We start from the raw sequence: 22,059 nt of genomic DNA, 5'->3' as shown, positions 1-22,059 counted from the left end.
CGGGGAGGGATTTGATGCATACACTTTATAGCTTAAATGTTACTGGACTTGTACAAGGTGTGGGCTTTCGCCCATATGTAGAGGAACTCGGCAACAAACTAAACCTGAAAGGAAGTGTATCCAACATTGGTGGTCAAGTCCTAATTAAAATATTTGATGATAAAAAAGGACTCGATATCCTTAAAGAAAATCTTTCAAAGCTATGTAAAAATAACACAGTTTTGCCAGGTTCAAGGGTCGACAATATTTTAATTAGCACAGAAACTAGCAATGAAAATCCTCCCCGTAATTTTTTTATTAACAACTCTCTAAACATCCACGATAACATTCGTTTCATCCCCGTGGATTACGCAACCTGCGACAAATGCAAGAGCGAACTTCTTGATAAAAATAACAGAAGATATCGCTATCCTTTTATTAGTTGCGTGGCTTGTGGTCCAAGAATTACCATAATTAATGAGCTTCCCTACGACAGGGAAAACACTAGCATGAAGGACTTTCCAATGTGTGAGGCCTGTGAAACTGAGTATAAGACTTTTGAAAATATAAGACATTACGCTCAGACTATCGCTTGCCATGACTGTGGTCCCATTCTAAAGTTTTATGCAAAAAAACGAAACGAAATTAATGGCCTAGTGGAAGATTATAAACTTGAAAGGGAAGATGCATTTTCAAAAGCTGTTAAAGAAATAAAGGCAGGAAAAGTGCTAGCCGTCAAGGATATTGGCGGATACCACTTTGTTTGTGATGCCAAAAATGTTAAGGCCATTAGGAAAATGCGCCAAGTAAAGGCACGTGAGAAAAAGGCCTTTGCAGTCATGTTTCCTGATGTTAAGACAATAAAGAAAATCGCTTATGTATCAGAAAAAGAAGCAGAGCTTCTTGAATCTAATGCAAGACCTATTGTGCTAGTTAGAAAGAGAGAAGAAATTGGCAGTGACACTGATAGTTTTGGCTACAACTTATCTGAGGAAATCGATGACAATGCCATAAGACTTGGGGCAATGCTTCCTTCAAATCCTTTGCAGATTTTACTAATGCAGGAGTTTGAATGTCTAATTATGACTAGTGGAAATCTTGCGGGAGAGCCTATTATTGCAAGGGATAAAGACATTTTCGATCTTGTAAAAAATGGACAAATCGACGGAAGCTTATATAATGAAAGAGAGATAATAAATCCATTGGATGACTCTATTGTGAAGGTCACAAAGCTTGATAATAGAGAAATAACGCAGATTATAAGGAGGGCTAGGGGCTATGTTCCTGACCCAATTAAGATAAATAAATTTTTGAAAAATGATTACTACGCAGCAGGGGCAGATTTAAAATCCGTCTTTGCTCTAGCAAGAAAAAACTATGTAACTTTAAGTGGCCATTTTGGTGACTTAGACGACTATGAGGCAAGAAAGGCAAAGGACAGAGCTAGAAAGATTTTCACAAAGCTACTAGACCTAAAGCCGGAGAGTTTCATAGCGGATAGGCACCCAGGCTACTATTCCAACAAAGATACCAAGATTTTGGCAAATGAGGCAGGCACTAAAGCCCTTGAAATTCAGCATCATCACGCCCATCAGGCCTCGGTTATGGCAGAACATTCACTATCCGAGTGCATTGGCATTGTTTTAGATGGCACGGGCTATGGAAATGATGGAAATATCTGGGGTGGCGAGTTCTTGTACTGCAAGGACACTGATTTTAGGCGCTTGGGACATTTTGACTATTTAGAGTTAATTGGAGCTGACAATGCCACGGTGGATATTGATAAATCTGCCATGGTGGCTATGATTCAGGCAATTAATGCAAAGCTAGTGGATGAAGAGCTTTTGATTAATCATCCTTGCTTTAAAAAATATATCAACTCCGCAAGCCTTGATCTTTTAAAGGCTGCGCTAAAAGAGCACATAAATTCTTACAAGACCTCTTCTGTTGGAAGGCTCTTTGATATTGCGGCGGTGATTATGAACATTTGCCAGAAAAATAGCTACGAGGGCGAGGCACCAATGAAGCTAGAAGCCCTTGCCACAAGGTATTTTGAGAGAATTGAAAATTTAAATCCAGCCATAATTCCTGTAATAGTAAAGGAAATCAATGGTGAAATTTTAGTGGATAGTAAGGGCTTTATGTCCGATTTATTCAAATTATATATTGCCGGCGCAAGAGTGGATGAGCTTGCTTTTGAATTCCACAACTCCCTTGCAAAGGCCTTAGTTAGCGTGGCTATTGCCATGCGTGATAAAACAAATTGTTCTGACATCGCCCTATCCGGGGGCTGCTTTAATAACAGCTTGCTGCTTAAACTTCTAGTAACTAGACTAGAAAAAGAGGACTTTAAGGTTTACCTAAATGAGAAGGTGCCTTGCGGTGATGGTGGCATTGCCCTTGGCCAGATTTATCTAGGAAATTAAGATTTTTACAAAATAGGAGGAAATATGTGTGTTGCAATTCCGGGTGTGATCACCCAAATTAATGATAATAATACAGCAACTGTGGACTTTAACGGCAACTTAGTTAATGCAGCAACGGGACTTGTAGATGTCTCTATTGGTGATAACGTTTTAGTGCACGCAGGTTGCATAATTCAAAAGGTTTCTAAATCAGAAGCCGAGGAGATTCTAGACATTTTCAAAGAAATAGAGGAACTTAGTTAATGGCTGAAATTGATGTTAAAAAATATGTCGAATTTTTACAAAACTATGATGGAAAAGAATTAAGGCTAATGGAGGTTTGCGGCAGTCATACAGCAGCTATATCCAAATCAGGAATCAAAAAAATAATCTCTCCAAAGATAAAATTGATTTCTGGTCCGGGATGCCCAGTATGCGTAAGTCCTTCTGCCTTTGTAGATAAATTAATAGAGCTAGGAAAAACCGGGGCTCATATCGTTTGCTTTGGCGATATGATGCGAATCCCAGGCAGGAATTCTAGTCTAAATGAAGAAAAAGGTAAGGGCTTAAAGGTAGACTACGTCTATTCTCCTATGGATATAATTCCTATGGCAAAAGAAAATCCTGAGACTAATTACATATTTGCCTGTGTGGGTTTTGAAACAACAATTCCTGTCTATACCTTGCTTTTAGATGCAATAATTAGAGAGGATATTAAGAATATTAAGCTCTTAACGGCACTTAAAACAATGCCAGAAGCCATAGATTTTCTTTGTGCAAATGATGCTAAAATCGATGGCTTTATAGCACCTGGCCATGTTAGTGTAATTACAGGAACAAAAGCATTTTACGAAGTATCTAATAAATACAAGGTGCCAATGGCAGTAACTGGCTTTAGTCCTAAGGAATTATTAGTTGGAATTTATGCCTTAACTAAAACCTGCATCAATAAAGATAGCTTTATAAAGACCGGAAAGTCATTGGTTGGTAACTACTACAAATCAGTAGTTTTAGAGGAAGGTAACACTAAGGCAAAGGATAATATCAATAAGTATTTTAAAAAGGGAGATGCAATCTGGCGAGGTATGGGAAACATTAAAAATTCCGGCCTTTACCTAAAAGATGAATATCTAAAATATGATGCTGGTAGCTTTAACTTAGTTGACGATTATAAGATTAATAAAGCTTGTCGCTGTTCTGATGTTTTAATGGGTAAAATTTCTTCAAAAGAATGCCCACTCTTTAAAAAGTATTGTAGTCCCCTTACACCTCAAGGAGCTTGTATGGTTTCTTCAGAAGGAAGCTGCTATCAAGCATTTAAAAATGGCGATTAATTCATAAAGAATAGGAGGATAACCTAAAAATTACAATTAAAAGGTTAGGACAAAAATGATTATAACAATGGCTCACGGAAGTGGAGGTGCTTTCACTTCTGAATTAATAGATGAAATTTTCATAAAGGAATTTGATAATGAAACAGTAAAGGAACTAGAGGACTGTGCGGTTATTCCAGGTTCTAAAAAAATTGCAATGACAACAGATAGTTTCGTTGTAAAACCCATTGAATATCCCGGTGGTGACATTGGTCGTCTTTGCATTTGTGGAACGGTTAATGACTTACTTATGCGTGGAGCTAAAGCAAAATACATAACTTGTGGCTTTATTATAGAGGAAGGCGCAGACTCAGAGACTCTAAAAAGAATAGTTCATTCAATGGCAGAAACTGCAAAGGAAGCGGGAGTAATAATAGTTGCCGGAGATACAAAGGTTATAGATGGTAACGGTGGAATCATGATAAATACTGCCGGTGTGGGATTTGTCGAGGAAGGATTAGACATTAACTCTAGGAATTTAACTGCTGGGGATCTTGTAATTCTTTCAGGAAACTTAGGAGATCACCATGCAACAATTCTTGGAAGCCGCATGAATATTACAAACTCTATTAAAAGTGATAACGCACCTTTAACAGACATAGTATCTAATCTATTAAAAGAAAAGATTAATATACATACAATGCGAGATGTAACTCGTGGCGGACTAGCAACAGTACTAACAGAACTCTCAAGAAGTTCTAGGGTTGATATAAAGCTAAAAGAAGATAAGATTCCTGTAAGTAATGCAGTTCGTGATTTCTGTGGACTTCTAGGTCTAGACCCTCTTTATATGGGTAATGAAGGAAAATGTATCATTGTCGTTCCAAAGAATGAAGCCGGTAAAGCCCTTGAAGTCATAAGAAATTCTAAATATGGTGAAAATGCCGTAATAATCGGAGAAGTAAAAGAAATGGCGGAAGATAAAGCCTGCGTATATATTGAAACCGAGATAGGCGGAAAGCGAATACTAGATGTATTACAGGGTGAAGGCTTGCCTAGAATTTGTTAACTTATTGTAAGGTTTCAAGAATTATTGTAATTAAATCTGTATGATTCTATAAAAAGGGGCTATCTTTTACGATAGCCCTTATCTTATGCAAATATATACTATTTGTATCTTTTTAAACTCTATGATATAATTAGAATAAGTATAATGTGACAACTTAATAAGATGCTAGGAGGTAAATTTTTTTATGAGCAAAGCAACTAAAACTAAACGCGTAATTAAAGTGCGTGATAAGTTTCTTGTTTTCATCATGCCAGCCATAATTATATTTATTATTCTAATTATTGTTATGGCAGGAATTCTTTCTGAAAAAATGATACAAAACTTATCAGAAGATGCTCTAGAATCTTCTCTAAACAACCAAGCTGATAATATTACAAGTTGGCTAGAGAAAAATCTAGAAAACTTCTCTTCAGTAAAACAAACTATTGAAGCAACAAATCCAGATGATGAAGAACTTCAGGAAATTCTTGATTCTTTCTATGGCTACAATAGCTATGCAAAGGATGGTATTTACATTGGCACATCCACAGGTAAATTATACAAGGCAAGTGAATCTACTAAGATTAGTGAAAATGTTACTTCTGAAAAATGGTATAAGGATGGTTTAACCCGTGTAAACCTCAATTATGGACAGACTTATACTGATTATAAAGGAGACTCTATTATCTCTGCTTCAGGTATTATAAACCTTAATAGAGATGAGTTAATGGTACTTGCTGCAGATTTATCCCTTGACCAGATTAGTATTATTGTGAATTCTGGTGTAAAGATGGATAATGCTTATTCTTTCCTTATAGATACTAACGATAACACTATCTTAGCCCATCCTGATACTAGTCTTGTTTCAACAAATATCAACTCAAGCTCTGATAAATTATTATCTGGAGTTGCAAAAAAAATCGATAATCAGGATTACAACAAAGAGGAAATAAATAACTATCTTGTCAGCCTAACTCAAATTGACGGTACTGATTGGGTATTAGTTTCTTATATCAAAAAAGATATTGTTATGTCTTCTATTCACGTTTTAATAAGAAGACTTGCAATTATTGCAGTATTCGCTATTTTACTTACATCTGTTGTAATTATAGTAATTGTAAATTATCTTATTAAGCCAATTTCTAAAATTTCTGATGGCGTTACTGCCATGGCAGATGGCGACTTTACAATTAGCATAAACAGCTCTAGCAATGATGAAATCGGCATTATGAGTGATAAAGTAGAGGACTTCATTGTTCGAATGCGAGATATGCTTAAAAATGTAGCCCTAGAATCTGACAAACTTCAGGATCAATCAAGGACTAGTGACGTCGTTGCCAAGTCAATGTATGAAGCTTCAGAAAAACAGGCTAAGGCAATGCAAAACTTAAATTCTACTGTAGATGAACTTGCTAAAGCCGTTAACGAAATTGCCATTAATGCCCAAACCTTAACAGAAGTCGTATCAGATACTAGAAGCAATTCTGCTAAAGCAAATGAGTCTATGCAGGAATCTGTAGAAATTTCTAAACAAGGTAAAACAGATATGGAAAAACTATCTTTTGCCATGACCCAGATTCAAAAATCTATCGAAGAATTATTATTATCTATTAATAAGGTTGGAGATGCCTCTGAACAAATCACAGGTATTGTAGGTCTTATTGGAGAAATTGCAGAAGAAACAAACCTCTTATCACTTAATGCAAGTATAGAAGCAGCAAGAGCAGGAGAAGCTGGTAAAGGCTTCGCTGTAGTTGCTGGTGAAATTGGAAAATTAGCTCAAAACTCAGCAGATAATGCTCAAAATATTGCTAAGTTGATTGAACAAATCAGAAACTTAATATCCGAAGTAGTAACTCAGGCTAATACTAGTGCAGAAAATATCCAGTCAAATACAGTATTAATTGATACTGCCGTTGAAACCTTTGACAAGATTTATGAAAACATTGCTACTTCAAATAATCTTGTAACAGATATGATTAATGGTGTTACTAAGGTAGATGACGTTGCAACTAATGTAGCCGCTATTTCTGAGGAACAGGCAGCCTCTGCTGATGAGATTCTTGAAACCTCTAAGCAAATGGTAGAACAGGCAGAGAACATCACAAGACATAGTGAAGACGTTGCAGCTAATTCAGAAGAATTAGCAGACACCTCTGAAAAGCTTACAAGCTATGTATCTAAGTTTAAGCTTGAAAGTGATGATGAAGAATAGGAGGTGTAAATATATGAAAAATACAAGTAAGATTTTAAAAAGAATTTTAGCACTCATATTAATTGTTAGTCTATTACCTGTTACTAGCCTTTTAACTGCTTGTAATTCTTCTTCAGGTTCAGGCTCTGGCTTATCCTTCTTCTTTACTATAAAGGATACTGACGATGACTTTAGATTAAGCCTTAAAGAATCAGTGGAATCTATGGCAAAAGCACAAGGGGCAAGTGTAACCACCACTCTATGTGGTTCTAGTGTAGACCAACAAGTTATTGATATAAAAGCTGCTGCCGAATCTGGAAAATACGATGCGATTATCTGCGTCCCAGTAGATTCCGCTACAGCTCTACAATTAGAAATAGCAGCGGGAGATTTACCTGTAATATTTATGAATAACAAACCAGATGAAGACGTTTTAAAGGCTAATAAGTACGTATATGTAGCCTCAGATGAGTACCAGGCTGGAAGACTACAAGCCGAATACATGTATGAAAAACTTGGTAAGCCTTCTAGTATAAATGCCATCATCCTTATGGGAGAAAGAAATCACTCTGGAACAATAGGAAGAACAGAAGCTGTAAAGCAATATTTTAAAGAGAAAAATGTCACTTTAAATATAGTATTTTGTGACTATGCAAGTTGGTCAGACACAGAAGCTGCCAACTTAATGGAAATTTTCTTTAAAACAAATCAAGACCTAGATGTTATCTTTGCTAATAATGACACTATGGCGCTTGGTGCAATTACAGCCTTAAAGGCCCATGGTCTTAGCACCTCAGATGTTCCTGTAGCAGGAGTAGATGCTACAGCTGATGGTTGTAAATCCATTGCCAATGGCGAATTAAGCTTTACAGTTTACCAAAATGCCGAGGGTCAGTCCAAAAAAGCAGTAGAGGTTGCCATAGCCCTTGCAAATGGAAATTCTACGAAATCCATCGAAGGCGCAGATGATAATAATTTCTGTTTCTACGTAGATTTCGAGGCCGTATCAAAAACAAACGTATCAAGTTATCAATAAACTTTAAAAGATTGTGGTTCCTCTGAATTTGCCCTTTACTTTTTCTCTTTTTCGTTCTAAAATAAATCTTGCATGTACATTTTAAAAATACATGCATAAATCGTTGAAGAGACCAGTAGATTAAGCGGAGGTTCCAGAGAAGGATGCAGGCAATTGCTTGGTGGAAGCATCCAAACTTAAACTTAATTGAACACCAGCTCTGAGAGGCTCTAATAAAGCCCGGTGATTCCGTTATAATCATTAAATGAGAGGCCGAAGTTAAACTTATGGGTAAGCCATTGCAGGAAACTTTTAAGACTTTCCGATTTAAGCATAGCTCCTTTATATAACACTTTGGCAAGCAGGGTGGAACCGCGTAAAAGTAAACTATACGTCCCGTGCATTAGATAAGCAAAACTAAATTTTAAGATTCTTATTATCTAATTTAGTTTGTTTATTCTGATGTATGGGGCTTTTTTTATCGTCCCGGCTTTTTTAAAGCGTAAGCTTTAGACTACATTTATATTTTTAAGGAGGCCAATAATGGTTAAAGAGGAGTATTTAGAGGTTTACCGCCATTCACTTGCTCACATTCTTGCTAAGGCAGTAATGGAAATTTTCGGTAAGGAAAATGTACAGATTGCAATCGGACCTCAGATTGCAGATGGTTTTTATTATGACTTTATCTTACCTAGAACAGTAACTAAGGAAGATTACAAGACTATCGAGAACAAGATGACAGAAATCTTAAAGAGAAAAGAAGATTTCACTGTTAAGGAAGTTTCTAAGGAAGAAGCTTTAAAGCTTTTTGCAGATCAGAAATTTAAGGTTGAATTGATTAACGACTTACCAGAAGGTGAGAAGATTACAGTATATAACACAGGTGATGATTTCTATGATTTATGTCGTGGACCACACGTACCTAACGCACAGGAATTATTGTCAGCATCCTTTGAAATCAAGTCAGTTTCAGGTGCTTACTGGAGAGGTGACGAACATAGAGATATGCTTCAGAGAATCTATGTTTACGCATTCCCAGACAAGCAGCAGCTTAAGGAACACAAGAAGTTAATTCAGGAAGCTCTTGAAAGAGACCATAAGAAGATTGGTCCAGCTCTTGATTTATTTATGTTTGATGAGACAGCTCCTGGTATGCCTTACTGGTTACCAAGAGGATGGAAGATGTTTAATGCCTTACTTGATTACTGGAGAGGCATCCATGATAAGAAGGGTTACGAAGAAATCGCAGCTCCTGTAGTTAACTCTACAGTACTTTGGAAGACATCAGGTCACTGGGCTCATTATAAGAACAACATGTTCCTTATGTACAATGAAGAAGCAGATGACGATACAGATCCAGATGATATCTTTAAGTTTGCTCTTAAGCCAATGAACTGTCCTAACGCTATGATGGTTTATAGAAGAAAGCAGCATTCATACAAGGATCTTCCAATCCGTTACAACGAAACAGACCTTGTACACCGTAAGGAAAAGTCTGGTCAGTTAAATGGTTTATTTAGAGTTCAGTTATTCCGTCAGGATGACTGCCATTTATTTGTAACAGAAGATCAGATTGGTTCAGAAATCAAGAACATCATGTCAATTGCTAACGACATTTATAATACATTCGGTTTAACATACAGAGTAGAATTATCTACAAGACCAGAAGATTTCATGGGTGATATCAATGTATGGAACAAGGCTGAAGAAAGCTTAAAGAACGTATTAAATGAAATGTTTGGCGAAGGCGGATACGAAATCAACGAAGGTGATGGCGCATTCTACGGTCCTAAGATTGACTTAAAGATGAAGGATTGCCTTGGTAGAGAATGGCAGACTGGTACAATCCAGCTTGACTTCCAGCTTCCAAAGAACTTCGAACTTAAGTATGTTGCAGCTGATGGTTCAATGAAGCAGCCTGTAGTATTACATAGAGCTATCTTTGGTTCATTCGAAAGATTCTTCGGTATTATTACAGAAAACTTCAAAGGTGCATTCCCATTCTGGTTATCACCATACCAGGTAGGTGTTGTTCCTATTTTACCAGAGCATAACGAATATGCTAAGGAAGTTGCTGACTTACTTGATAAGGCTGGCGTTAGAGTAGAAGCTAACTACTCAGATAACAACATGAATTCTAAGATTAAGACATTCAAGAACTACAAGGATCCATATATCATCGTTATTGGTGATAAGGAAGTTGCTGAAAGAACAGTATCTATCAACATCAGAGGTACTAACAAGAAGCTTAACAATGTTCCACTTGAGAAGTTCATTGAAATGTGTAAGCAGATGAACGAGACACATAGTCTTGATGTCATTGATACAATCGACTAATCAACATTAAAAATATATAAACAGACTCAGAAGTTTCTAACAATAAAAGAGATGACTAGGGAATTATTAGGAATAATCTAATAGTTTCCTAGTCCTTTTTCTTTATAATAAAAACCTAATGTGATATAATCTAATTAATAAAAAATTTGTTTACAATAAGGATATGCTCATATGGATATTAAGAAGATCTTAAAAGATTTTTACAATAGGCATTCTGATTTAGATGATAGAATATATATTAATGTTGTTTTTATCAGTTCATTTTTAACATTATTTTCATCTATCATCACTTTCGTAGAAGATTCCGGCCTTATTGCAAATCTTGTTGTATTTATGTCTTTTATAATAATGGCAGGGGTGGGATATTTAACCATCCACTATAATAAAATAGCTTTAGGTAAATTAATATACACCTACATATTATGTTGTATTTTAATTCCTTTTATATACTTAACTTGTGGTGGAATCGACTCTGGATCTCCGCTTTATATGTTGACTAGTTTTTTCTTAATTGCCCTTTTATTGGAAGGCGTTCAAAGTATTGTCTGTCTTATTATTACTCTTATAATACATATAAGTATTTTATGGTTACCCTACGTCGATAACGGCAATTATTTAAATACTTCAGTTCTTTCTTTAAGCGCAAGATATTTAGACAATGCAATAGGACTAGCTTCTGCGGGTATAGCTATATTTTTCTTAACACTAATGTCCTTAAACGCTTATAGACAGGAACATATAAAGAGTAATAAACTGCTAGAACAACTACAGCTAATGAGCATTAAAGACGAATTATCAGGCCTATATAATAGACGTCATCTCTACGATGTTTTATTTAATTTATATGCAAATGAATCTTCTAAATCTAATCAAGACACTAATATAAACGATAATATAAGTCCTAAGTTATCCCTTGATAAGAAGGACTTTTACATAGCAATGTATGATTTAGATAATTTTAAAATTATAAATGATACTTACGGACACCTATTTGGAGATAAGGTACTTGTGGATTTTTCTAACAAGCTAAAGAATAACATTCTAGAAGAAGAAGGAGAATTAGCCTCTAGATATGGTGGAGAAGAATTCATGTGTCTTTATAGAGCAAAGAATTTTGAGCAAGCTTATTTAAAAGCAGAAAGCATAAGAACAAGTCTTGAAAATACTAAGTGGAAGAATGCTCCAGACCTTATAACAACTGTAAGTATAGGACTTGTAGCCTGTCATAAATTTAATGACATGAATAGCTGCCTAAAGGGAGTTGATGACCTATTATATAGCGCCAAAACTCACGGCAAGAATAAGATTGTCTATAGAAAGTAGACAAAGCTGTAAAGCGGACATTCGGAAACCGCTTCGCTACTTCCTCATGAACGCAGTGGCACTGCACTCAAACTAACAATACATTTTCAAAAGCACTAGACAAAAGTAAAATTTAATATATAATTAATGGACTACAGTGAGAATTTGTGCTAGCATGAATTCTCACTTTATATATGTTCCGTAAGGAGTAGGAAAATGAAAAAAGATTACTTAAGAGCACTACGAGATGGTGAACCTTTAAGCTTTAACCAGCGCGTACAACTAATCCTTAAGCTTTCCGGACCTGCTATTTTAGCCCAGATTTCATCTATTGTAATGCAATATATAGATGCATCAATGGTAGGGCGACTCGGTGCTAATGATTCTGCCTCAATTGGCTTGGTTTCTTCAAGTACATGGGTTATTGGTGGAATTATGATTTCCCTAGTTGAAGGTTTTAGTGTGCAAATGGCTCACTCTATCGGTGCAAAAGACAACAAACGAGCAAGAAATCTTATGAAGACCGGCGTAATTATTGATATGCTTATTGCCCTTCTTCTAATGGCTCTTGTTATGTCAATTTCCTTCTATTTGCCAGGATGGCTTGGTGGAGCAGAAGAGATAAGACACAACGCAACACTTTACTTATTAGTATATGGCGCATTTATTCCGGTGTTTATGATTAACTACATCACCTGTGCCATGATACAGGCTAGCGGCAATATGAAGATCCCTAGCATCTGTGACACATTAATGTTTATTTTGGATATGATATTTAACTTCATATTCATTTTCCCAACTGCAACTTATAACATCCTTGGCTTAAAGCTAAAGATTTATGGTGCAGGCCTTGGAGTTGCTGGTGCAGCTCTAGGTACAGGCGTATCTTACGTAGTAGTTACTGCATTTTTAATTTACTACATGTTTGCTAAGTCAGACATTCTCCATCTAAGAAAGGATGAGAAGTTAAAGATTCAGCTAGCTGACATTAAGAAAGCCTTTAAAATTTCCCTTCCACTTGCCTGTGAAAGAGGAATCACAAGCGGCGCATCCGTGGCAGTTACAAGAATTATTGCTCCACTAGGTTCCATCTCGGTGGCAGCCAATTCCTTTGCAGTTACAGCAGAGGCTCTTTGCTACATGCCAGGTTATGGTGTGCAGTCCGCAGCTACGACAATCATTGGCCAGTCCATCGGTGCTGGAAGAAATGATCAAACCAAGAAACTTGGCTATATTGCCATTGGAACAGGCGTAATTATCATGACCTTAACTGGTATTTTAATGTACTTCCTTGCTCCAATAATGATTGGAATCCTAACCCCAGACCCAGCAATTAAGGCCCTTGGCGTAACAGTGCTTAGAATTGAAGCCTTCGCAGAACCTTTCTTTGCTGTAAGTATTGTAGCTTCCGGTGTCTTTAGAGGTGCCGGCGATACCCTTGCCCCAAGCCTTATGTGCCTATTTAGCTTGTGGTGCGTAAGAGTTCCACTATCCATCATGCTTGTAAAGCCTCTTGGCCTAAGGGGCGTTTGGATTGCCATGGCAACAGAACTTACAGTTCGAGGAATCATTTTCCTTGTAAGATTAATCCGTGGAAAATGGGAGAACAAGCTCTACTAAAGTAAATAAAAATAAGCCTGTAAGGATTTGCAACTACAAGTCCCTACAGGCTTTTTAAATTTAATAATTTCTAAATTCTAAACTCTCTCAGAACCCCAGAAGAATACAGCAACTGTACCAGGGCCTGTGTGAACGCCGATTGTTCCACCAATTAGGCTAATCTGAATTTCACTTACTTTAGTAAACTTCTCCTCGATTGCAGCCTTTGTTTCAAGAGCTGACTGCATATCACTTGTACTAATCCAGATTTTACCTGAATAATCAAGGCCATTTTCGGCAGTCTCTTCAATCTTAGAAACCATTCTCTTAATAACCTTTTTCTTAGTTCTGATCTTCTCTCTAACCTGAAGTGTACCATCCTTTGCAACTTCCATGAAAGGACAGATGTTAAGCATATTTCCAATAGTACCTGAAGCCTTAGAAATTCTGCCACCCTTAATAAAGAAAGTAAGGTCGTTTGAGAAGAACCAGCTCTGAAGCTTAAGTCTATTAGCAAGAGCAAAATCCTTAACTTCATCAATAGTCTTACCCTCATCTCTAAGGTCAGCAAGCTTATCCATAAGTAAACCATAACCTGCTGAAGCTCCGAAAGAATCTACAATGTAAATCTTTCTATCAGGATAGCTCTCAGATAATTCATCTGCAGCAATTCTAGCTGAGTTAATTGTACCTGAGATACCAGAAGTTAAAGTAACATGTAAAATGTCCTTGCCTTCCTTTAAGAATTTTTCGAAATACTCTGTATATTCTGAAACATTAACCTGAGAAGAATGAGCTTCCTCGCCCTTTAACATTCTCTTAAACAAATCTTCCTGAGTAATAGTTACACCAATGTTGTCATCATATTCATCTCCACCTACACTTAAGTGAAAGTAAATTTTATTTATGTCGCGATTTTTATACCACTCATTATTAACGTCCGCTGTAGAACAGCAACTTAAAACATACTCTCCCATAAAATCCTCCAACTTTATTTTTGTCTTTGCAATTTAAAATTTTATCATCTTTATGAAAATGTATCAATGACATAGCTAAATATAAATTTTCTTTATTAAAAAAATTCTTTTATTTTATAGCTATATACAGTAAAATAATTAGCGAAATCTTTTAGAGGAGCTAGTTAAATGAGACTAAAAAAACCAACTCTAATAATAGGGATTGCATCAATTGCAGTCATTTTATTATTAATAGTTATTAGGACATTAATATTTACAAATAAAGATAGCAAACTAGAGGTTAAAGATTACAGAGGCGAAACCACTATAAGCCTTTCTAAATCTGATTTTAGTTCTGGTATCGTTGATGATCAGATACATTTTAATAAAGATAATAATTACCTATGCATTAAGGCCCTTTACCGTATTGATTCAAGTTCTTATCGAATCAGTATTAACAGTGCCCTGCGCCTAATAATTAATGAATATACAGAAGATAATTTGTTTATCAAGTCCACAGATTTAGGGGATCACGATATATTTTCCTTAAACGAGGACACAGATAAAGTTAGCTTCTCCCTTTATGAATACGAAAGTGGAGAGCTGGTTACAAACACTAAAGAAAGCCTAGAGGAGCAACTTACTTCCTCCATCAATTTAGAACAAATCAACAATCTAAATGACATTTCAGAGGATGATTCCAAACTTTCCACATATATAAGTTCTGGTTCCCTTTCAAATTATAGTAACTATAGAGTCGGCTATTACCTATCTTGGGGCGGTTCCTATTCTTCTGATAGCGGTAGCTATTGCACTAGAGATTTTTACAGAATCGATGCAGACAAGACCTATTGCGTAAATGTTAACGACTACAGGGTTAACATAGAAATCAGCGAATACGACGAAAACGGCAAATGGCTTGATTACGCAGGAAACTATAAAAACCTTAGTAGTTACAAGGCAAAGAACCCAGAATGCGCCTATATTGGCATAATTTTAAGATCCAGCGATTGGGGCAGTGACTGTCTTGACTTACTAAAGGACGGCCTAGTCATTGATTTTAGTGATAGCTTTAGATATGAGACCCTTGAAAATGTATCTCTATCAGATTTTGACTTCACAGACTTTGACAATTACGAATCCGGTCGTTTTTATAAAGAAGGTATCGCGGTAGAATCAAGCTCTTTAAGAGTTAAATACTACCTAAATCTAGAGGCCAGCAACAGCAAATACCTCATCAGCCTTTCAAACCACTATCTTACAATGCAAATTAGCGAGTTTGACAGCGAAGGCAACTATTTACAAAGCAACTCCTTTGAGAACGGTGAGTTTTTTACTCCTAGCGAGTCTACAAACTATATTGCTGTAAGTGTTAGTGCAAACGACACGGAGGGTTACACATTTTTTGAAAAACTCTTTAAGGAAAATGTGACCATAGACTTAAGCCTCTTTACAAAATATGAGCACAACACTAACATGTCGGATTTATCTGCAACAGACTTTGTTGCCTCAATGAATGTAGGCTGGAATCTTGGTAATTCCCTTGATTCACACTACGGAGATAGAGGCGAAAGCGCTAATCTAGAGCAGGAAACTTCTTGGGGAAACCCTACAGTTTCAAAGGACCTAATTGACTACGTGAAGGAGTCCGGCTTTAACACCATAAGAATTCCCGTGACCTGGTATAACAACACCTATGTGGATTCTAATGGAAACCTGAAAGTTTATGAAGAGTGGCTTGACCGCGTGCAAACAGTTGTGGACTATGCCCTTGAGGATGGTCTTTATGTGATTCTTGATACTCACCACGAGCAGGAGCTTATCTATGCCGGCGTCAGTGATGAGGAGATGGAAAATGTATACGCAAACGCTGCCATGCTTTGGAGTGAAATTGCAAACTACTTTAAAGATTACGATGAGCACTTGATTTTTGAGAGCTACAACGAAGTGGACAATTTAGAGCAAAGCTGGAATTATAGCACCAAGGCTGCACAACAGGTTAATAAACTAAATCAGATTTTTGTAGACACAGTAAGAGAGACTGGAGGCAATAACACCGACAGACTTCTTATGATTCCAACCCTTCTTGATGGAGCGGAAACTAATTACCTTGAAAGCTTTGTTGTGCCAGAGGATAGTGCAGAGGATAGATTAATCCTTACGGTTCATGATTACTCAACGGTTTACACAGATGAGATTGATAGCTTCTTTGCTAACTTAGAAGAATACTCTAAAAAATATGAGCTTCCAATAATTATTGGAGAGTTTGGAAGCTCTAATAAAAGCTTTAAGCCTGTAAAATATAGAGATATTCATGCTTCAAACTATGTAGCCAATGCCGCCAATCACGGTATTAAGTGCATTTACTGGGACAATGGTTCCATGAATGACTATGCAATAATTAATAGAAAAGATTTAGAAAGTTCAAGGACAGACATTATTGAAGCCCTAATAAATCCTAGCGTTTACATGGCAACTAATAGCTACTGCTTGGATAGCATGGAGAATTTCCTCTGGATGCGACTAAATCAAACTACGGGTGAACTAGTGGAAGATAAGTACTGGGGCACCATTGTTACAGGAAATCAAGCTACAGGAATTGAGATTTCTGAAAATGTTAACTATATCAGTTTAAATCTTAATTCCACTGATGGATATGCAACAACAAAGATACACTATGTACATTTTTACGATGAAAATATGAATGTCATAGAAACAAACAATAGTGACTACGGTTACAAGAACAACACCTTTGAAGTACCAGAGGGAGCAAAGTACATAAGAGTAGGTATAAATGATAGCTATCAGGCCATAACTAAAGAAGAATATTCCAATGCATTTAATGCGGGAAAATTAAGCCTTACTATATCTTTTATAGATACAGAAAGCAGTGACAGTATAATGTCAATAAAATACTAAAATTTATATTTAAAACCTCATTGGAAACTATTGAAAAGAATTGCAATATAGTGTTAAAATCATATCTGATTTTTTCTAAAATCAATTTATTTTTAAATAGTGAGGACGGGAGACTCTATGGGTGCTAAATTAGGGAAAATAGTCGGTAAAAGCATGTACCGACGAAATGGTGGAGCTAACACCAACTTTGTTTACATGTTGACAGACATATTGCTAGGAATTTTTTCCTACTATATTGCTGCAATAATTAACCATTATTACCTAGATGAAGCAAGTCTATTTTCAGATCTATGGGCAGTTTGTTTAGGTATCGTCATTATTTATATAATGACTAACAAGGACACAAGGGCATATAATGTTACAACCTTCTTTTACAGAGATAGATTTGTATTATTTGTTACAAGATCCTATCTTTTAAGTTTAGCTGTAAATGTATTGCTACCTTACCTTACACATGATAGAAGAATTTATGATAATGCATTCCAGCTATTCTACTTTGTCATTATTTATTTTATATTGCTCTTAATTAATGCAATGTTTAATAGATACTTAGTTACAAAGACTCATTTGCTATCACAACGTTCTATCATGATTGGAAACAAGAGAGATTATAAGGATTTCATCCATTGTATGCATAGAAGTAATTTCAATGCTGAAATCGTAGGCTTTCTTTCCTTTGACAGGGAGCAGGGAAAAGATGCCAACTATCTTGGAAACATAGATGATTTAGTTGAAATCATTCAGAATAACAATATTGACCAAATTTTTATAATGAGTAAGCACGAGAAAGATATTGCTACAATTCAGAACATTATGGATATATGTAATGTAATGGGAGTTACTACAAGACTTATCCTTAATGTATATAAATCTAACAGTATTCAGCGCTACGTAAGTAGTATCGGAAAGTATCCTGTTATGACATATCACGCAGTACCTCTTAGTATGTCTACAAAATTCTTAAAAAGATTATTTGATATTATAGTTAGTTCGATTCTTATCGTTGTAACTTCCCCAATTGTTTTAGTTGCAGCTATTGCAATAAAACTTGATTCAAAGGGACCAGTTTTCTTTAAGCAAAGAAGAGTTGGTAAAAATGGACGAATCTTTGATATGTATAAACTTCGAAGCATGTGTAACGATGCCGAAGCAAAGAAGAAAGATTTGTTAAAAAATAATCAAATGAAAAACAACCTTATGTTTAAAATGAGTGATGATCCACGAATCACAAAGGTTGGACGTTTTATAAGAAAGACAAGTATTGATGAGCTACCACAGTTATTTAATGTTTTAAAGGGTGATATGAGTTTGGTGGGTACTAGGCCTCCCACAGTGGATGAAGTGAGCAACTACACTCAAAGACACTGGAAGCGACTTGTTATTTGGCCAGGTATTACGGGAAACTGGCAAGTAAATGGCCGTAGTAAAATCACAGACTTTGAAGAAGTAGTTAACTTAGATGTGGAATACATTGACAATTGGACACCATCTCTTGACCTAAAGATCTTACTAAAGACCTTTGTGGCAGTAATAGGTAGAAATGACGCATATTAAAGGAGACATTATGAAGATTGCTTTTTTAGCCTCTTCGGGAGGACATTTAGAAGAAATATCTTGTCTGTATCCAATTGCAAAAAAGTATGACTCTTTTTTAGTAACTGAAGAAGGTGGCCAGGAGAAGACCCTTTGGGGAGACAAATGCATAAAAGTGCCACAGATAAATAGAAAACAAAAGGATTTTATCCCTGCCTTTATAAAACTATTTTTAAAGGCAAGGAAAATCCTAAAAAAGGAAAGACCCGATGTTGTAATTTCAACAGGTGCCCTAATGACCTATCCTTTTTGTGTGGTGGCAAAAAGACTTGGAGCAAAGGTAATCTATATTGAATCCTTTGCAAGAGTTGATTCTGCCTCTCTTACAGGAAAGTTAATGAAAAAGAAAGCTGATTTATTCTGTGTGCAGTGGGAGGAATGCAAAGAATTTTTCCCAGAGGCTGAATATATTGGTGGAATCTTTTAGGAGACTTTTATGATATTTATTTCACTAGGAACTCAGAAGTTCCAATTTAACAGACTATTAAAACTTGTAGATGACTTAAAAGAAGAGGGCCTTATAAAAGAGGAAATATTTGCTCAAGTTGGAAACAGCGATTATAAGCCAAGAAATTACCAGTATTTAGACTTTCTTTCAAATGAAGAATTTACTAAAAAGATGGAGGAGGCTTCCTTGATAATTAGTCACAGCGGGGTGGGAACAATTTTAAAGGCCATTAATAAGGACAAGCCTATAATTGTAGCCCCAAGACTAGCGAAGTTTAAAGAACATGTGGATGATCACCAGATAGAGATTGCGAAAGCATTTTCAAAAAAGAATTTCTGCTTCATCTATGAAGAGGGGGACGACCTTGTCTCACTCATAAATAAAGCAAAGACACACAAGTTTGACAAATACGTTTCAAGTAAAGATAAAGTAATTGCAAGATTAGAAGATTACCTAGCTAGATTAGAAGAAAGTCTATAGGAAAGGAAACTATTAAGAAAGGAAAGATTTATGTTTAAGATTATTGTAGCTAACTTTCATTTAGAAAAGATTCTTTGGATTATTAAGAAGAATCTCACTTACATGGTATTTTGTGGCCTAGTTGCTGCACTTTTATTTGGAGGATATGCTTATGCAACTCGTAGTTCTGTATATCAGGCTAAGATTTCATTTTACGCATACTCAGATCCAGACTACGCTTCAGATACTTCTGTAAATATTACTTATAGCGAAGTAAATCAGGCAAAGAACCTCATTTCTAGCTATACACAGATTTTAAAGAGTAACACATTCCTTGAAGCCTTAAAGGAGGAGACAGGACTTAATTACTCAACATCTACTTTTAAAAATATTATCTCTACAAGTGCCGTTGAAGATACAGCCGTATTCTATGTTTACGTTGTAGACTCAAACCCACTTAATGCACAGAAAATCGCCAACGCAATTGGCGAATTAGCACCAGATATGATTGTAACTTTAGTTAAGGCCGGTGGCGTGCAGGTACTTGATTCTGCAGAGCTTCCAACAAGCCCATATCAGCAGACAAATGTGCCATTTACAGCCATCCTTGGATTCTTCTTTGGTGCAATCCTTGCCTTTATCTTCTTTATCTTAAAGGGCTTACTAAACACAACAATTAGAAAGAAGTACGAAATCGAGGATATGTTTACAATTCCAATCCTTGGTGATGTACCTGAAATCGAAACTGAAGAGGCTAAGGGGGTTATTAAGAATACTTCTTACAACCCTAAGGTTTTAAATGAGGATAGCACTTTCACAATTACTGAGGCCTACAACTCAATTAGAACTAAACTTTTATATACAGCTAAGGATCAGAAGTGCCCAATTTATGGCATTACTAGTGCAGATTCAGGTGAGGGTAAGTCCCTTAACTCTATGAACCTTGCCATTAGCTATTCTTTCCTTGGTAAGAAGGTTTTACTTATTGATGGTGACTTAAGAAAGAGCGGTATCTCAAGAGTTTTAAAGACTACTTCTCGTCAGGGCTTAAGCCAGTACCTTGCAGGTATTAATAAGGACTATGACCTATTTAACTATAATAACAACTTAGACATTTTATTTGCTGGTGAGATTCCTCCAAACCCTATGGAATTATTATCTAGTGAAAAATGTAAAAACTTACTTGAGAGCTTAAAAGAAACTTACGATGTTATCTTTATTGACTTCCCACCTATTGGCGAAGTAGCAGATGCTCTTGCCCTTGCTGATAGCGTTACAAGCTTCGTCTTAGTTGTTCGCGAGAACCACACTAAGTTTGATAAGGAAGAAAATGTAATTAGAACTATCGAGCCACTTGGAGCTGACATTTGCGGATTTATCTATAATGGCATCGCCGTAAACTCTAGAGAATACAAGTACAACACAAAGAAGTACGGTAAGGAATACGGCTACGGTTTAAAATATAGCGCAAACAAGTAAATTAAATTCAAAAGTGAGGTAAGACATGCAGGTTAGTATCATAGTTCCAGTTTATAACACATCAAAATATCTAAGGCGATGTGCCGATCATCTTGTAGGTCAAAGCCTTACGGACATAGAAATCATTTTCATAAATGATGGCTCAACAGATGATTCCCTAGAAATTCTAGAGGAATATAAGAGGGCCTATCCTGACAAGGTAAAAGTTATATCTAAGAAAAACGGCGGTCAAGCCACTGCAAGAAACCTAGGTATAACTCTTGCCACAGGAGATTACATTGCTTTTGCAGACTCTGACGATTTCGTGGAAGAGGATATGTTTAAGACCATGTATGAGTCAGCAATAAAGAATGATGCAGATTATGTGGAATGTTATTTTCACTTTATAGAAGATAAGAATGGGGACTATAAGGAGCTTAAAACTAGAGGTGAAGTTAGAGCCCATAAGGACAATAAAGATATGTTTATAAATCCTCAGGTTTCCCCTTGGAATAAGCTCTACAAGGCTTCAATCCTTAAGGAGAATAACATTAAATTCCCAGAAGGCTTAATTTACGAGGACACTGCATTTTTTATAAAGACCATTCCTTTTATTAAGACTAGTAACTACGTCTCAGACCCTTTTGTTCACTACTTTTTAAGAGTGGGTTCTACCATGAACTCTAAGTCCTTAAAGGCGCAGCAAAAGACTGGGGACATAATTCTAGTTTTAAAGGACATTATTGATTTTTATAAAGATAAGGGTTTCTATGAAGAATACAAAAAGGAACTTGAATACTTTATCTCTAAGATTTTGCTATGCAGCAACATAAGCAGAATCGGACGAGTTACAGATAAGAAATTAAAGAAGAAACTAATTAGAGATAGTTTTTATAATCTTGAGAATTGGTTTCCAGAATACATGAAAAATCCATATTATCAGGGCAAGTTAAAGACTTACATTAACTTCATTAACCCTTATAATGCAGGATTAATAAGTTTAGTTTTAGCTAGACTTATGAGAGGTTAGTAAA

The 22,059-nt window shown here is 36.0% G+C and carries 16 protein-coding genes; 15 read left to right on the top strand and 1 reads right to left on the bottom strand.

The features are described from left to right. The first annotated feature begins 14 nt into the window (after positions 1 to 14). The 9 genes from hypF to G600_RS0108185 all read left to right on the top strand — a co-directional run bounded on the left by hypF (position 15) and on the right by G600_RS0108185 (position 13,213). A complete protein-coding gene (gene hypF / locus G600_RS0108225; protein ID WP_027431521.1) occupies positions 15 to 2,405 on the top strand; it encodes a carbamoyltransferase HypF in 2,391 nt (796 codons plus the stop codon). 24 nt (positions 2,406 to 2,429) lie between these two features. Continuing rightward, positions 2,430 to 2,648 (top strand): HypC/HybG/HupF family hydrogenase formation chaperone, encoded by a 219-nt coding sequence (locus G600_RS0108220; RefSeq protein ID WP_027431520.1) that lies wholly within the window; start codon positions 2,430 to 2,432, stop codon positions 2,646 to 2,648. Next, complete coding sequence (hypD, locus tag G600_RS0108215) at positions 2,648 to 3,718, top strand: hydrogenase formation protein HypD (protein ID WP_027431519.1); 1,071 nt, start codon at positions 2,648 to 2,650, stop codon at positions 3,716 to 3,718. The genes G600_RS0108220 and hypD overlap by 1 nt, the downstream gene beginning before the upstream one ends. 55 nt (positions 3,719 to 3,773) lie before the next feature. Further along, on the top strand, positions 3,774 to 4,766 hold the full coding sequence (gene hypE / locus G600_RS0108210; RefSeq protein WP_027431518.1) for a hydrogenase expression/formation protein HypE: 993 nt from the start codon (positions 3,774 to 3,776) through the stop codon (positions 4,764 to 4,766). A 184-nt stretch (positions 4,767 to 4,950) separates the two neighbouring features. Further along, on the top strand, positions 4,951 to 6,960 hold the full coding sequence (locus G600_RS0108205) for a methyl-accepting chemotaxis protein (protein WP_027431517.1): 2,010 nt from the start codon (positions 4,951 to 4,953) through the stop codon (positions 6,958 to 6,960). Between the two features lie 13 nt (positions 6,961 to 6,973). After that, positions 6,974 to 7,975: a sugar ABC transporter substrate-binding protein gene (locus tag G600_RS0108200; RefSeq protein ID WP_034245992.1), complete on the top strand. Its 1,002-nt coding sequence runs from the start codon at positions 6,974 to 6,976 to the stop codon at positions 7,973 to 7,975. Between the two features lie 522 nt (positions 7,976 to 8,497). After that, entirely contained in the window at positions 8,498 to 10,291 is a 1,794-nt protein-coding gene (gene thrS, locus G600_RS0108195) for a threonine--tRNA ligase (RefSeq protein ID WP_027431515.1), read from the top strand. 171 nt (positions 10,292 to 10,462) lie between these two features. After that, positions 10,463 to 11,614, top strand: coding sequence for a GGDEF domain-containing protein (locus G600_RS0108190; protein WP_027431514.1), 1,152 nt, complete (start codon positions 10,463 to 10,465; stop codon positions 11,612 to 11,614). A 195-nt stretch (positions 11,615 to 11,809) separates the two neighbouring features. Then, a complete protein-coding gene (locus G600_RS0108185) occupies positions 11,810 to 13,213 on the top strand; it encodes an MATE family efflux transporter (RefSeq protein ID WP_027431513.1) in 1,404 nt (467 codons plus the stop codon). Positions 13,214 to 13,290: 77 nt separating this feature from the next. Here the strand turns inward: G600_RS0108185 and G600_RS0108180 are convergent, their stop codons facing one another. Further along, entirely contained in the window at positions 13,291 to 14,169 is an 879-nt protein-coding gene (locus tag G600_RS0108180; protein WP_027431512.1) for a DegV family protein, read from the bottom strand. A 168-nt stretch (positions 14,170 to 14,337) separates the two neighbouring features. Between G600_RS0108180 and G600_RS0108175 the strand changes: the two genes are divergently transcribed. The 6 genes from G600_RS0108175 to G600_RS0108150 all read left to right on the top strand — a co-directional run bounded on the left by G600_RS0108175 (position 14,338) and on the right by G600_RS0108150 (position 22,055). Then, positions 14,338 to 17,067, top strand: coding sequence for a glycoside hydrolase family 5 protein (locus tag G600_RS0108175; protein ID WP_027431511.1), 2,730 nt, complete (start codon positions 14,338 to 14,340; stop codon positions 17,065 to 17,067). A gap of 117 nt (positions 17,068 to 17,184) precedes the next feature. After that, positions 17,185 to 18,621 (top strand): sugar transferase, encoded by a 1,437-nt coding sequence (locus G600_RS0108170; RefSeq protein WP_027431510.1) that lies wholly within the window; start codon positions 17,185 to 17,187, stop codon positions 18,619 to 18,621. A 10-nt stretch (positions 18,622 to 18,631) separates the two neighbouring features. Next, on the top strand, positions 18,632 to 19,087 hold the full coding sequence (gene pssD / locus G600_RS0108165; protein WP_027431509.1) for a PssD/Cps14F family polysaccharide biosynthesis glycosyltransferase: 456 nt from the start codon (positions 18,632 to 18,634) through the stop codon (positions 19,085 to 19,087). A gap of 9 nt (positions 19,088 to 19,096) precedes the next feature. Continuing rightward, entirely contained in the window at positions 19,097 to 19,588 is a 492-nt protein-coding gene (gene pssE, locus G600_RS0108160) for a PssE/Cps14G family polysaccharide biosynthesis glycosyltransferase (RefSeq protein WP_027431508.1), read from the top strand. 30 nt (positions 19,589 to 19,618) lie between these two features. After that, positions 19,619 to 21,046 (top strand): polysaccharide biosynthesis tyrosine autokinase, encoded by a 1,428-nt coding sequence (locus G600_RS0108155; protein WP_027431507.1) that lies wholly within the window; start codon positions 19,619 to 19,621, stop codon positions 21,044 to 21,046. A 25-nt stretch (positions 21,047 to 21,071) separates the two neighbouring features. Continuing rightward, the gene (locus G600_RS0108150) at positions 21,072 to 22,055 is read left to right on the top strand and encodes a glycosyltransferase family 2 protein (RefSeq protein WP_027431506.1); all 984 of its coding nucleotides are present in this window, start codon (positions 21,072 to 21,074) and stop codon (positions 22,053 to 22,055) included. The last annotated feature ends 4 nt before the right edge of the window (positions 22,056 to 22,059 follow it).

This window comes from Lachnospira multipara ATCC 19207 (genome assembly GCF_000424105.1).
Lineage (GTDB): Bacteria > Bacillota > Clostridia > Lachnospirales > Lachnospiraceae > Lachnospira > Lachnospira multipara.
This window is presented reverse-complemented; position numbering and strand designations above follow the sequence as displayed.

Coding starts and splice junctions, on each gene's coding strand:
- hypF (WP_027431521.1), top strand. CDS start 15: ATGCATACACTTTATAGCTTAAATGTTACTGGACTTGTACAAGGTGTG.
- G600_RS0108220 (WP_027431520.1), top strand. CDS start 2,430: ATGTGTGTTGCAATTCCGGGTGTGATCACCCAAATTAATGATAATAAT.
- hypD (WP_027431519.1), top strand. CDS start 2,648: ATGGCTGAAATTGATGTTAAAAAATATGTCGAATTTTTACAAAACTAT.
- hypE (WP_027431518.1), top strand. CDS start 3,774: ATGATTATAACAATGGCTCACGGAAGTGGAGGTGCTTTCACTTCTGAA.
- G600_RS0108205 (WP_027431517.1), top strand. CDS start 4,951: ATGAGCAAAGCAACTAAAACTAAACGCGTAATTAAAGTGCGTGATAAG.
- G600_RS0108200 (WP_034245992.1), top strand. CDS start 6,974: ATGAAAAATACAAGTAAGATTTTAAAAAGAATTTTAGCACTCATATTA.
- thrS (WP_027431515.1), top strand. CDS start 8,498: ATGGTTAAAGAGGAGTATTTAGAGGTTTACCGCCATTCACTTGCTCAC.
- G600_RS0108190 (WP_027431514.1), top strand. CDS start 10,463: ATGGATATTAAGAAGATCTTAAAAGATTTTTACAATAGGCATTCTGAT.
- G600_RS0108185 (WP_027431513.1), top strand. CDS start 11,810: ATGAAAAAAGATTACTTAAGAGCACTACGAGATGGTGAACCTTTAAGC.
- G600_RS0108180 (WP_027431512.1), bottom strand. CDS start 14,169: ATGGGAGAGTATGTTTTAAGTTGCTGTTCTACAGCGGACGTTAATAAT.
- G600_RS0108175 (WP_027431511.1), top strand. CDS start 14,338: ATGAGACTAAAAAAACCAACTCTAATAATAGGGATTGCATCAATTGCA.
- G600_RS0108170 (WP_027431510.1), top strand. CDS start 17,185: ATGGGTGCTAAATTAGGGAAAATAGTCGGTAAAAGCATGTACCGACGA.
- pssD (WP_027431509.1), top strand. CDS start 18,632: ATGAAGATTGCTTTTTTAGCCTCTTCGGGAGGACATTTAGAAGAAATA.
- pssE (WP_027431508.1), top strand. CDS start 19,097: ATGATATTTATTTCACTAGGAACTCAGAAGTTCCAATTTAACAGACTA.
- G600_RS0108155 (WP_027431507.1), top strand. CDS start 19,619: ATGTTTAAGATTATTGTAGCTAACTTTCATTTAGAAAAGATTCTTTGG.
- G600_RS0108150 (WP_027431506.1), top strand. CDS start 21,072: ATGCAGGTTAGTATCATAGTTCCAGTTTATAACACATCAAAATATCTA.